General features: G+C 74.6%; 10 protein-coding genes. 7 read left to right on the top strand and 3 right to left on the bottom strand.

What is annotated here, in order from left to right:
* Positions 1–1,421, bottom strand: a 1,421-nt coding sequence (locus AB0Q96_RS32180) for an aldehyde dehydrogenase family protein (RefSeq protein WP_365331672.1), incomplete at its 3' end; no start/stop codon positions are given.
* A 151-nt stretch (positions 1,422–1,572) separates the two neighbouring features.
* Between AB0Q96_RS32180 and AB0Q96_RS32175 the strand changes: the two genes are divergently transcribed.
* Genes AB0Q96_RS32175 through AB0Q96_RS32155 form a run of 5 tightly spaced genes read left to right on the top strand, consistent with a single transcriptional unit; the run spans position 1,573 to position 7,313 of the window.
* On the top strand, positions 1,573–3,333 hold the full coding sequence (locus AB0Q96_RS32175; protein WP_365331670.1) for an ABC transporter substrate-binding protein: 1,761 nt from the start codon (positions 1,573–1,575) through the stop codon (positions 3,331–3,333).
* 14 nt (positions 3,334–3,347) lie between these two features.
* Positions 3,348–4,280, top strand: coding sequence for an ABC transporter permease (locus AB0Q96_RS32170; protein WP_365331668.1), 933 nt, complete (start codon positions 3,348–3,350; stop codon positions 4,278–4,280).
* Complete coding sequence (locus AB0Q96_RS32165; protein ID WP_365331666.1) at positions 4,277–5,263, top strand: ABC transporter permease; 987 nt, start codon at positions 4,277–4,279, stop codon at positions 5,261–5,263. The genes AB0Q96_RS32170 and AB0Q96_RS32165 overlap by 4 nt, the downstream gene beginning before the upstream one ends.
* Positions 5,263–6,300 carry an ABC transporter ATP-binding protein gene (locus tag AB0Q96_RS32160; RefSeq protein WP_365331664.1) on the top strand — a complete coding sequence of 346 codons (1,038 nt, stop codon included), beginning with the start codon at positions 5,263–5,265 and terminating at the stop codon, positions 6,298–6,300. The genes AB0Q96_RS32165 and AB0Q96_RS32160 overlap by 1 nt, the downstream gene beginning before the upstream one ends.
* Positions 6,297–7,313, top strand: a complete 1,017-nt coding sequence (locus tag AB0Q96_RS32155; RefSeq protein ID WP_365331663.1) for an oligopeptide/dipeptide ABC transporter ATP-binding protein — start codon at positions 6,297–6,299, stop codon at positions 7,311–7,313. The genes AB0Q96_RS32160 and AB0Q96_RS32155 overlap by 4 nt, the downstream gene beginning before the upstream one ends.
* 52 nt (positions 7,314–7,365) lie before the next feature.
* On the opposite strand, the gene AB0Q96_RS32150 is transcribed toward AB0Q96_RS32155, so the two are convergent.
* On the bottom strand, positions 7,366–8,391 hold the full coding sequence (locus AB0Q96_RS32150; RefSeq protein WP_365331661.1) for an LCP family protein: 1,026 nt from the start codon (positions 8,389–8,391) through the stop codon (positions 7,366–7,368).
* Between the two features lie 243 nt (positions 8,392–8,634).
* Here AB0Q96_RS32150 and AB0Q96_RS32145 point away from each other — a divergent pair, with 243 nt between their 5' ends.
* Entirely contained in the window at positions 8,635–10,191 is a 1,557-nt protein-coding gene (locus tag AB0Q96_RS32145) for a hypothetical protein (protein ID WP_365331659.1), read from the top strand.
* Between the two features lie 103 nt (positions 10,192–10,294).
* Complete coding sequence (locus AB0Q96_RS32140; RefSeq protein WP_365331658.1) at positions 10,295–10,453, top strand: hypothetical protein; 159 nt, start codon at positions 10,295–10,297, stop codon at positions 10,451–10,453.
* A 75-nt stretch (positions 10,454–10,528) separates the two neighbouring features.
* On the opposite strand, the gene AB0Q96_RS32135 is transcribed toward AB0Q96_RS32140, so the two are convergent.
* Positions 10,529–11,941: a DEAD/DEAH box helicase gene (locus AB0Q96_RS32135; protein WP_365331656.1), complete on the bottom strand. Its 1,413-nt coding sequence runs from the start codon at positions 11,939–11,941 to the stop codon at positions 10,529–10,531.
* Between the last annotated feature and the right edge of the window lie 336 nt (positions 11,942–12,277).

Here is a 12,277-nt window from a genome sequence, read left to right as displayed (position 1 = left end):
CCAGCGCCAGTCCGCGTATCCGGCGAGCAGCCCGCCCGCCGTCGGGCCCGCGACGGCGGCGGTGGCCCACACCGAGGAGAGCCGGGCCTGGATCCCGTGTAGAAGCCGAGGGCGGCCTCGCCCTGCTCGCGCGGGCCGAAGCTGGAGGCCTTGGAGCCGCCGAAGGGCAGGTGGAAGTCGACGCCCGTGGAGGGGGCGTTGATCCGGACCATACCGGTGTCGAGCCGGTCCAGGCCGTGCAGGGCCGCGCCGAGGTCGGCGGTGTGGACGGAGGAGACGAGGCCGTAGCGGGCCGCGTTGCTGAGGCGTACGGCGTGGTCGAGGTCGGTCGCGGTGAGCAGGGCGGCGACGGGGCCGAAGACCTCCTCGCGGAGCAGCCGGTGGCCGGGGGCGACCTTCTCGACGAGGGTCGGGGCGGCGTACCAGCCGGGGGCGTCGGGCACGCTGCCGCCGGCGAGGACGGGCAGGTCGCGCCAGGCGGTGGTGACGGCGGTGCGGGCGGACTCGTCGATGAGCGGGCCGCACACGGTGCCCTCGGCCGCCGGGTCGCCGACGGGGACGGCCCGGAGCGCCTCGGTGAGCGCCTCGCGCAGCGGGCCGAGGGCGGTGCCGACGGCGATGACCCGGCTGGTGGCGGTGCACTTCTGGCCCGCGTAGCCGGCGATGGCGGCCGCGATGTGGGCGGCGGCGAGGCCGAAGTCGGCGTCGGGGAGGACGATCGCCGCGTTCAGTCCGCCCATCTCGGCCTGGACCGGGATGCCACGGGCGGTGGCGCTGCGCACGACGGAGCGGCCCACGGCGGAGGAGCCGGTGAAGGAGACGACGTCGGCGGCGGAGACGAGGGCGCCGCCCTCGGTGGCGCCGCCGGGGACGACGGTGAACACCCCGTCGGGCAGGGCCTTCTCGACGATCTCGGCGAGTCGCCGGGCGCAGGCGGTGGCCTGGGGGGCGGGCTTGAGGACGACCGCGTTGCCGGCCGCGAGGGCGGGGGCGGCCTTCCAGGTGGGGATGGCGAAGGGGAAGTTCCAGGGGGTGATGAGCGCGGCCACGCCGTGCGGGCGGCGGCGGGTGAGGAGCAGGCCGGGGCCCGCGGCCGTCTCGTGGACGGCGCCGGTGGGGGCGTAGGGGGCCTGCGCGTAGTAGCGCCAGATCGCGGCGGTGCGGGCGACCTCGGCGCGTGCCTCGGCGAGCGGCTTGCCGACCTCGCGTACGGCGAGGGCGGCGAGTTCCGCGGCGGCGGCCTCGACGGCGTCGGCGATGGCGCCGAGGGCGGCGGAGCGGGCGGCGGCTCCGGCGACCTGCCAGGCGGCCTGGGCGGTGCGGGCCCGCTCGACGGCGTCGGCGGCGGCGAAGGCGCCGGGGGCCGGAAGCTGGACGAGGAGGTCGGCCGGATCGGCCGGGTTGCGGGAGATGACGGTCATGCGACGGGCCTTCCGGGGGAGCGAGCGGTTCGAGTCCGCTCGTGTTCAGGACGTTCAGGGGCTTGCGCAGTACAATTTCACATTACTATGTTACGGGTCACATTCCAGCCGCCCACGGCTGTCCGACCTTCTCCACCCGGAGTGACCCCTGATGGACAAGCACACCCGAAACGCCCTCGCCGCCGCCCTGCTCGCGGCCCTCACCCTCGGTGCGACCGGCTGCTCCGGCGCGGGCGGAGGCGGGACGGCGGGGAGCGGCGGACACCGCGGCGCCAACCCCGCGACCGGCACCGTCGGCCAGATCGTGGGCGGTGCTCCGGTCAAGGGCGGCACGCTGACCGTGCTGTCCAACCAGGACTTCACGCACCTCGACCCGGCCCGCAACTGGGTCATGCCCGACATGGACTTCGGCACCCGGCTGCTCTACCGCACCCTCGTCACCTACAAGGCGGAGCCCGGCGCCAAGGGCAGCGAGCTGGTCCCCGACCTCGCCGAGGACCTCGGCACCCCCTCCAACGGGGCCAAGACCTGGACCTTCCGCCTCAAGGCCGGTCTGAAGTACGAGGACGGCACCCCGATCACCTCCCAGGACATCAAGCACAACGTCGAGCGGTCCTTCTCCCCCGACCTGCCCGGCGGCCCCGACTACGCCGCCCGCTACCTCGTCGGCGGCAAGGACTACCGGGGCCCCGCCGAGGGCAAGCATCTGGACTCGGTGAAGACCCCGGACGCCCGCACGATCGTCTTCGAACTCCACAAGCCCTTCGCCGAGTTCTCCTTCGCGGCCACCCTCCCGACCTTCGCGCCGGTGCCGCAGGCCCAGGACAAGGGCCCCCAGTACGACAACCGCCCGTTCTCCTCCGGCCCGTACAAGATCGAGAGCTACGGCCGCGACAAGCAGCTGGTCCTGGTCCGCAACACCCACTGGGACCCGAAGTCCGACACGGTCCGCAAGGCGTACCCGGACCGGATCGTCGTCACCATGGGCCTCAAGGGCAACCAGATCGACGACCGGCTGATCGCCTCCTCCGGGGCCGACGCCTCCGCCGTCTCCTGGGCCCAGCTCCGCCCCGAGTCGATCTCCAAGGTGCTCACCAAGGCGGACGTGAAGGCCCGGCTGCTCGCCGAGTCCAGCAGCTGCACCGAGATGGTCCAGATGCACACCGGCCGGGCCCCCTTCGACAGCCTGAAGGTCCGCCAGGCCGTGCAGTACGCGCTCGACCGGGAGGCGATCGTCACCGCCGCCGGCGGCCCGGCCGTCGTCGACGCCTCCTCCGCCGCCATGCCCGGCGCCCTCTTCACCGGCGGCAAGCAGCCCGACACCCTGAAGATCCCGCTCTCCGGCGACGTCGAGAAGGCCAAGCAGCTGCTCAAGGAGGCCGGGAAGCCCGACGGCTTCTCCACCCGCCTCACCGTCAACATCAACGACAAGCGCATCGGCGAGGCCGTCCAGGAGTCGCTGGGCCGGGCCGGCATCAAGGTGACCATCGAGACCGTCGACCCGTCGGCCTTCTACGACACCATCGGCGACACCAAGAACCGCACGGACCTCATCTACACCGGCTGGTGTCCCGACTACCCCTCCGGCTCCACCTTCCTCCCGTTCCTCTTCGACGGCCGCTTCATCAAGGAGAAGGGCAACTCCGGCAACCACTCGCTCTTCAAGGACGAGGCCACCATGGAGCGGATGGACGAGATCGCCGCCATGTCCGACGGCGCCCAGGCCAACAAGGCCTGGCAGGAGCTCGACGGGCAGATCCTCGCCAAGGCCCCGGTCGCCCCCGGCGCCTCGAAGCGCCGCACGCTGCTCATCGGCACCAACGTCGCCGGCGCCTTCGGACACAGCTCCTGGAGCGGCCAGCTCGACTACGCGACCGTCGGTCTCAAGGACCCGTCGAAGAGCGCGAACTGAAGGACGCCCCTGCCATGACGCTCACCACCACCTCCCCTCCGGTGTCCGGGGGCAGCGGGGCCTGGCACACGGTCCGCGCGGAACTGCGCCGCCGCATCTCGCTGAAGATCTCCCTCGCCGTCATCGCCCTCTTCACGCTGATGACCGTCGCCGCGCCGCTGATCAGCGCGCTCGGCGGCTGGGGCCCCGAGGAGTTCGACAAGTCCGCCGTCGACCCGTACCTCGGCGGCATGCCGATCGGGCCGTTCGGCGGGGTCTCCGCCGAGCACTGGCTCGGCGTCGAACCCATCAACGGACGCGACCTGTTCGCCCGCGTCGTGCACGGCGGCCAGGTGTCGCTGCTCATCGCCTTCTCCGCCACCGCGATCGTCGTGGTGGCGGGGACCGCCGCCGGCATCGCCGCCGGCTACTTCGGGGGCCGCACCGACACGGTGCTGTCCCGGCTGATGGACCTCACCATGTCCTTCCCCTCCCTCATCTTCATGATCGCGATGATGTCGGTGGCCCGGGACGTCAACCGCACCTTCCTGATGATCCTGGTCATCGGCCTCTTCGGCTGGCCCGGAGTGGCCCGGGTCGTCCGGGGCCAGACCCTCTCGCTCAAGCACCGCGAGTACGTCGACGCGGCCCGCGTCGGCGGCTCCGGCCCGCTGCGGATCCTCGCCCGCGACATCCTGCCGGGCGTCTCCGGGCCCGTCATCGCGTACACCACGCTGATGATCCCCGGCATGATCGCCACCGAGGCCGCCCTCAGCTACCTCGGCGTCGGCGTCCGCCCGCCCACCCCGTCCTGGGGGCAGATGATCGCGGAGAGCGTCGCCTACTACGACACCGACCCGATGTACTTCCTCGTCCCCAGCGTCTGCCTCTTCCTCACCGTGCTCGCGTTCACCCTCCTCGGCGACGCCCTGCGCGACATCCTCGACCCACGAGGGGGCCGTTCGTGATCCTCTACCTCGGCCGCCGGCTGCTCGGGGTGATCGGCGTCCTCCTCGCGATCGCCGCCGTCACCTTCGTCATCTTCTACGTGCTGCCCTCCGACCCGGCCGCCGCCGCCTGCGGCAAGGCGTGCAGCGACGAACGCCTGGAGGCGATCCGCGCCCACATGGGCCTGGACGCCCCGCTGTGGCGCCAGTTCGGCGACTTCGTCACCGGCATCTTCACCGGCCGCACCATGGGCAGCGGCCAGTACGCGCTGCGCTGCGAGTTCCCCTGCCTCGGCTACTCCTACGAGAACAGCGAGGCCGTCTGGGACCTGCTGGTCGACCGGCTGCCGGTCTCCGCCTCGCTCGCCGTCGGCTCCGCCGTCCTGTGGCTGGTCCTCGGCCTGTCCGCCGGCGTCACCTCCGCGCTCCGCAAGGACACCCTCACCGACCGGACCCTCATGATCGGCGCGGTCGCCGCCGCCTCCCTGCCGGTGTACTTCACCTCGGTGCTGCTCATCTACGGCTTCATCCGGCTCACCGGACTGCTGCCCTACCCGCAGTACGTGCCCTTCACCAGCGACCCGCTGTCCTGGGCCTCCAACCTGCTGCTGCCCTGGCTGGCGCTGGCCGTGCTCTACGCGGCCATGTACGCCCGGCAGAGCCGCGGTTCGATGATCGAGTCCATGGCGGAGCCGTACATCCGCACCGCCCGCGCCAAGGGCCTGCCGCGCCGCACGGTCGTCGTCAAGCACGGCCTCCGGGCCGGCATGACCCCGATCCTCACCATCTTCGGCATGGACCTCGGCGGGCTCCTCGCGGGCGCCGTCATCACCGAGTCCCTCTTCGGCCTCCCCGGCGTCGGACGCCTCTTCTACGGTGCCCTCACCACCGGCGACCAGCCCGTCATCCTCGGGGTGACCCTGCTCGCCGCCACCTTCATCGTCGTCGCCAACCTGTGCGTCGACCTGCTCTACGCCGTCGTCGACCCGCGAGTGAGGTACTGATGACCGCACCCGAACCCCTGCTGCGGGTCCGCGACCTCACGGTCACCTTCCCGACCCCGCGCGGCCCCGTCCGGGCCGTGGACTCCCTCTCCTTCGAGGTGCCGCACGGACGCACCCTCGGCATCGTCGGCGAGTCCGGCTCCGGCAAGTCCGTGACCTCGCTCGCCGTCATGGGCCTGCACACCGGGGCCGAGGTGTCCGGCTCCGTCGTGCTCGACGGGCGCGAGCTCGTCGGCCTGCCGGACCGCGAGCTCAACACGCTGCGCGGGCGCCGGATGGCGATGATCTTCCAGGATCCGCTGTCCAGCCTGCACCCGTACTACACCGTCGGCGAGCAGATCGCCGAGCACCACCGGGTGCACTTCGGCTCCCGGCGGGCCGCCGCCCGCGCCCGCGCCGTCGAGGCGCTCGCCGAGGTCGGCATCCCCGAGCCGAAGCGCCGGGTGGGCGAGTACCCGCACCAGTTCTCCGGCGGCATGCGCCAGCGGGTGATGATCGCGATGGCCCTGGTCTGCGAACCGGACCTGCTCATCGCCGACGAGCCGACCACCGCGCTCGACGTCACCGTGCAGGCGCAGATCCTCGACCTGCTGGCCCGGCTCCAGGAGGAACGGCGGCTCTCCGTCGTCATGATCACCCACGATCTGGGCGTGGTGGCCCGGGTCGCCCACGAGGTGCTGGTGATGTACGGCGGGCGGGCCGCCGAACAGGCCCCGGTGGACACCCTGTTCGCCGAGCCCTCGCACCCGTACACGCGCGGGCTGCTCGACTCGCTGCCCCGGCTCGACGACCCCGACGACGTACCGCTGCGGGCGATCCCCGGCAGCCCGCCGTCGCTCCTCGACCCGGCGCCGGGCTGTGCCTTCGCCGGGCGCTGCGCGCGGGCCGCCGCCGGGACCGACGCGGAGCGGGAGCGCTGCGCGAGCGAACGCCCCCGCCTCGAAGGGCCCGAAGGACACGTCACCGCCTGCCACTTCCCCGCGTTCCCGGCGCTGTCGGCGCCCGCGCCTCCCCCGTACGAAGGGGTCGACTCATGACCACCGCCCACGCGGCCCTGCCGCACCCGGCGTCCCCGCCCGACGCCGCCGCGCCGCTGCTGCGGGTGCGCGATCTGACCATGGCCTTCCCGGGACGCCGCCGTTCGGCGCCCGTGCGGGCCGTCGACGGCGTCGGCTTCGACCTGGCCGAGGGCGAGACCCTCGGCCTGGTCGGCGAGTCCGGCTGCGGCAAGTCGACCACCGGCCGCATGATCGTGCGGCTCCTGGAACCCACCTCGGGCTCCGTCAGCTACGCGGGCCAGGACGTCACCCATCTCTCGCAGCGGGCCCTCAAGCCGCTGCGGCGCGAGATCCAGATGGTCTTCCAGGACCCGCACTCCTCGCTCAACCCGCGCCAGTCGGTGGCCCGGATCATCGCCGATCCGCTGCTGGTGCAGGGCAGTTCGGCGGCGGACGCCCGCACCCGGGCGCGGGAGCTGATGGAGCTCGTGGGGCTGATCCCCGAGCACGCCGACCGCTTCCCGCACGAGTTCTCCGGCGGGCAGGCCCAGCGCATCGGCATCGCCCGCGCGCTGGCCACCGGCCCCCGGCTGGTCGTGGCCGACGAGCCGGTGTCGGCGCTCGACGTCTCCGTGCAGGCGCAGATCGTCAACCTGATGGAACGGCTCCAGGCCGAACTGGGCCTCGCCTACCTCTTCATCGCCCACGACCTGTCGGTGGTGAAGCGGGTCTGCGACCGGGTCGCCGTCATGTACCTCGGACGGATCGTCGAGATCGGCGACAAGGACCGGGTGTACGGCGCGCCCGCCCACCCCTACACGCGGGCGCTGCTGTCGGCGGTGCCGCTGCCGGATCCGGCGGCCGAGCGGAGCCGGGAGCGGATCACCCTGCTCGGTGACCCGCCGAGCCCGGCCGCACCCCCGCCGGGCTGCACCTTCCATCCCCGCTGCCCGAAGGCGCAGGCCGTCTGCCGGACGGAGGCTCCCCCGCTGCGGAGGATCGCGCCGGGCGAGCCGAGGGAGGTGGCCTGCCACTTCCCGGAGACCGTCTGAGCGGGCCGCGCGACCGAGCCGCCGGCCCGGGCCCCCGGGCCCGGCCGGCGGCTCAGTTGGTCGCGGGGCGCAGCCGGTCGACGGGATGGGTCTCCAGGTAGGTCCCGACCGTGTCGTCCCGGTACGCCTTCCACAGCGCGGCGCCCCCGGCCGGGTCGAGGTGCACGACCGACTGGCCCTTCACCGTGCCGGTCCCCTTCACCGGGGCGTTCATGAAGGTCATGTCGCCCGCCCGGACCTCCCGCATGCTCCACACCAGCTCGCGCAGCTCGCCGTCGCCGAAGCGCTCGTCGACGCTGACGGTCTCGGTGAAGATGTCCAGGGTCCTCTTGAGCCGCAGCGGGTCCTTGAGCGACGCGGAGGTCATCACCTTCTCCAGGACCGTGCGCAGGTAGTTCTGCTGCCGGTGGGTGCGGTCGAAGTCGCCGTTGGGCAGGCTCTTGCGCTCCCCCACGTAGTCCAGCGCCTGCGCGCCGTCCATGTGCCGGCGCTCCCCGTCGGCCATCAGGATGTCGACGCCGCCGACGGCGTCGGTGAGCTTGCGGAAGCCGTTCCAGTCGATCACCGCGAAGTGGTCCACCCGCACGTCCGTGAGGCGCTGCACGGTGTCGATGAGGAGCGGCGGGCCACCCCAGGAGAAGGCCGCGTTCAGCTTGGCGCGGCCCCGGCCGGGGATGTCGACCCAGGAGTCCCGGGGCAGCGAGACGACGTACGCGGCGGAGTGGTCGGCCGGGATGTGCACCAGCATCATGGCGTCGCTGCGCTGGTCCCCGTACTTCCACAGCGTGCCCTTGGCGTCGCTGCCCGTCGTGGGGACGTCCGAGCGGGAGTCGAGCCCCATCAGCAGGAAGTTCTGGCCACCCTTGGAGGCGGCGGGGACCGGCGCGTTCGTGGGGAAGGTCTGCGGGATCCGCTGCACCCGGCCCGTGTAGTGCTCGTACGCCCAGTAGCCGGTGCCCGCGGTGAGCAGGATCGCCCCCACCAGCAGCGCGAGCGCGGTGAGCAGCACCGTCCTCGCCCGGGGCCGCCGCCGCTTCCGCTTCCGTATTCCGCCCTCGGCCTCCGCTGACGCGCTCATCCGGTACGGCTCCCCCTCCGCTGGACACTCCGACTCGCCCCGCCCGGGGCGGACTTCAGGCCACCAGGATGCCGAAGATCGGCAGAACGCGCGAGGAGTCCCGGGAACCGGACCGGGAGTCGGACCGGGCCCGCGTCCCGTGTGGACGGGACGGTGGGCGGCCCACCGTAGGGGTGTCGTCGGGGCCCCGGCCCCGACGAGGAACGACAGGAACCACCGGCACAACGGAAAGTCGTGATCACCATGGCGCGAATCCTGGGCCAGTTCGGCACCGCCACCGCGCCCTACGCCCTGCGGGGCGCGCCGGGCCCCTGCGAGGAGCCCGCTACCCGGGTGCTGCGCGGCCGGGGCTGGGCGCTCGCCGGTGGGCGGGCCGACCGCCGCGAGGGCGTGGCGGCGGTGCTCGCCGGCGCCGTGGACGTACGGCTGCCGCTGCTGAGCCGTATCGAGGCCGGCGGCCGCCCGGTCGCCGAGCGGAACCACGCGGCGCTGCTGCGCGCCGCCTTCGAGGCGGACGGGGCGGGCTTCGCCGAGGGGCTGCGGGGCGGGTACGCGGCGGCCGTCGTCGACGCGCGCGGGACGCCGGTCCTGGTGCTCGCCTCCGACGAAGCGGGCTCGGTCCCGCTCTACTACCACTGGAACTCCACCCGTGAGGTGCTGTCCTTCGCCACCGAGCTCCCGGCGCTGCTCGCGCTGCTCCCGGACCCGCCGACGCTGTGGACGCCCGGTCTCGACGCGTACCTCACGGTGGGCGCCGCACTGGGCGGGGCCACGCTGTTCGAGGGCGTGCGGGTGCTCCCGCCGGGCACCACCGCCGTGTGCGAACCGGGGCGGGCGCCCCGGCTGCTGCGGCGCGAGCTGGCGGGGGCGCGGCGGGTCCCGGGGCCGGGGGCGCCGGACCGGGAGCTCCTGGGCGGGGTCCCGGGCGGACCGGGAGCGCCGTCCCCGGAGCTGCCGGTCCGGGAGCCGGGCCGTGGGCCGGACCCGCTGTCCGACCCGCTGGACCGGCGCCGGGCGCGGGACCTGCCGGCGCTGCTGCCCGCGCTGCTTTGGCGGCTCGGGCAGCCCGAGGCCGACCCGGACGCGCTCACCGCGTACGCCGGGCGCCTCCCGACGGGCCCCGCGGCGGCCGGTCCCACGACCGGGCCCGCCGGGCGTCTCGGCAGCGACCTCGTCGTGGACACGGAGGCCGGCCGGCGGCGGGTGGCGGCGGCCGTGGGCGACCCCGGCGAGGACTGGCTCGCCCGCTACGCCGAGGGCCTCGCGCCGGTCGGTGCCGAGGACCGGTCCCGGCTCTACAGCGCCGACTACCGGGCGTACCTCGCCGAGCGGGGCGACACGGCGGGGGCGCTGGCCGCGCGGCTCGGCGAGGCGGCGGCGGTCCGCTCGCGGCGGTCGGTGCTGGCCGCGTTCGAGCGGGAGGAGCTGCTGCCGGTGCGCGGGCTGCGCCGCGCGGCGCATCTGGGCGGCCCGGGGAACAGGGTCCCGGGCGACGCCCGGCGGCGGGTCTCGGAGCTGCTGGTCCCGGGCGGGGCGCTCACCGACCTGGTGCGGGAGGCGCTGTCCCCGGCCCGGCTGCGCGCCTCGGGGCTGCTGAGCTGGCGGGCGGTCGAGCGGCTGCTCGCCGCCCAGCTCGCCCGCCCGTCGGAGCGGCAGGCCGGGACGATCTGGGCCCTCGCGGTGTTCGAGCTGTGGCGGGAGGAGTACGCGGTGGCCGTGCGGCGCCCGGTCCCGCCGCCGGTGCGGGCGAAGAGCCCGGCGGAGCTGCCGGTGCTGAGCCGGCGGACGGTGTCGCTGTGACGGAAGGGGCCCGGAGTGGGTCATGGGCCTCATGTGCCCGGGACGCCTCCGAGGTGAGCATGGAAGAGGAAGCCGCACCGGCGGAGTCCAGGAAGAGAACAAAATGAAGCGCAAGATCATCGGATCGGTGCTTGCCCTCGTGGCGCTCGTGAGTGCCGTGCTCTTCGGTTCGAAGGGCGGCGGCGCGCAGGGCACCGGCTCCGCTCGACCCGGCCACAAGCCCTCGTGCACCAAGCGGGACTGCCCAGGGTGCCAGCCGTAGGGTCCGAGCAGCAGACCGCGGACCCGTGACCCCGGCGCCCGCCGCCCCTCCAGGCGGCGGGCGCCCCGTCGTGCGTCAGGCGCCGCCGCGGCGCACCCGGGCGGCCTTGCGGGCCTCGGCCGCGCGCCGGGCGTCGGCGGTCTTGCGGGTCTCGTTCTTGGCGCGGCCGGGCCGTCCGGGGGTGGTGCCCATGCCGCGGAAGGCGGCGCCGCGCCGGTCGCGCTCTGCGGGGGCGGCCGTCCCGCCGCCGGGGGTGCCGGCCGTGGCCGTGGCACCGGTGATGCTGCGCAGCTCGGCCGCGCCGGGGCGGACGTCGGTGGTGCGGGAGCGGACGCCGGCCTCGGTGAGGAGCCGGGCCAGGTCGCGGCGCTGGTCGGGCAGGGCCAGGGTGACGACGCTGCCGGAGGCCCCGGCGCGCGCGGTGCGGCCGGCGCGGTGGAGGTAGTCCTTGGGGTCGGTGGGCGGGTCGACGTTGACGACCAGGTCGAGGTCGTCGACGTGCAGGCCGCGGGCGGCGACCTTGGTGGCCACCAGGACGGTGACCGCGCCGGTCCGGAACTTCTCCAGGGTGTCCGTGCGCTGGGGCTGGGACTTGTCGCCGTGCAGCGCGGCGGCCCGCACCCCGGCGGCGACGAGCTGCCGGGTGAAGCGGTCCACGGACATCTTGGTGTGCAGGAACATGAGCACGCGCCCGTCCCGGGTGGCGATCTCGCCGGCGACGGCGAACTTGTCGCCGGCGTCGACCCGGAGCACGTGGTGCTCGGCCGTGGGGACGGGGGCGGCGGCCGCGTCGGCGGCGTGCACGACGGGGTCCTGGAGGTAGCGGTGGACCAGGGTCTCGACGTCCCGGTCCAGGGTGGCAGAGAAGAGCATCCGCTGGCCGCCGGACGGCACCTGGTCGAGCAGTTCCGTCACCTGCGGGAGGAATCCCAGGTCGGCCATCTGGTCGGCCTCGTCGAGGACGGTGACGGCGACCTCGTCGAGCCGGCAGTCCCGGCGCTCGATCAGGTCCTTGAGGCGCCCGGGGGTGGCGATCAGGACCTCGGCCCCGGAGCGCAGCTCCTTGGCCTGGCGGCCGGCCTGCATGCCGCCGACGGCGGTCGCGAGCCGCAGGTCGAGGGCGTCCGCGTAGGGCGTCAGCGCCTCGGTGACCTGCTGGGCCAGTTCGCGGGTGGGGACGAGCACCAGGGCGAGCGGCTTCTTCGCGGCGGCGCGGCGGCCGGCGGTGCGCGCGAGGAGCGCGAGGCCGAAGGCGAGCGTCTTGCCGGAGCCGGTGCGCCCTCGGCCGAGGACGTCACGGCCGGCGAGGGCGCTGGGCAGGGCGGCGGACTGGATCGGGAACGGGGTGGTGACGCCCTGGGCGGCCAGCGTCGTCAGGACCGCCTCGGGCAGCGCCATGGCGTCGAAGCTCTCCGCGGCCGGGAGCGGCGGGGTGCCGTTGAGGTCGGCGAGGCCGGAGGGATCTCCCGTGCGGTCCGAGCTGTTCATGGATGCGATGCCTTCTTCGGTCGGGTGTCCGTCAAGGAAAGCACGGCGGGCAGGGGGCGGCCGAATCCACGTCCGGACCGGTGGACCGGGCGCCCGTGCGCGCCGTGCGCGGCAGACGTCCTCGGGAGGTCCCGGGGGCCGCGCGCCGGGCGTGATCGGCGGGCACCGGGCCGGGCCGATCGGGCGGGGCACCCGGGCCGGGCCCGACCGGGCAGGGCACGCGGGCCGGGCCCGACCGGGCAGGGCACCCGGGCCGGGCCCGACCGGGCAGGGCACCCGGGCCGGGCCGACCGGGCAGGGCACCCGGGCCGGGCCGACCGGGCAGGGCACCCGGGC

This window comes from Streptomyces sp. NPDC093111 (genome assembly GCF_040683955.1).
Classification (GTDB): Bacteria; Actinomycetota; Actinomycetes; order Streptomycetales; family Streptomycetaceae; genus Streptomyces.
The sequence above is the reverse complement of the archived record's forward strand: the minus strand, read 5'-3'. Positions and strand labels throughout refer to the sequence as shown.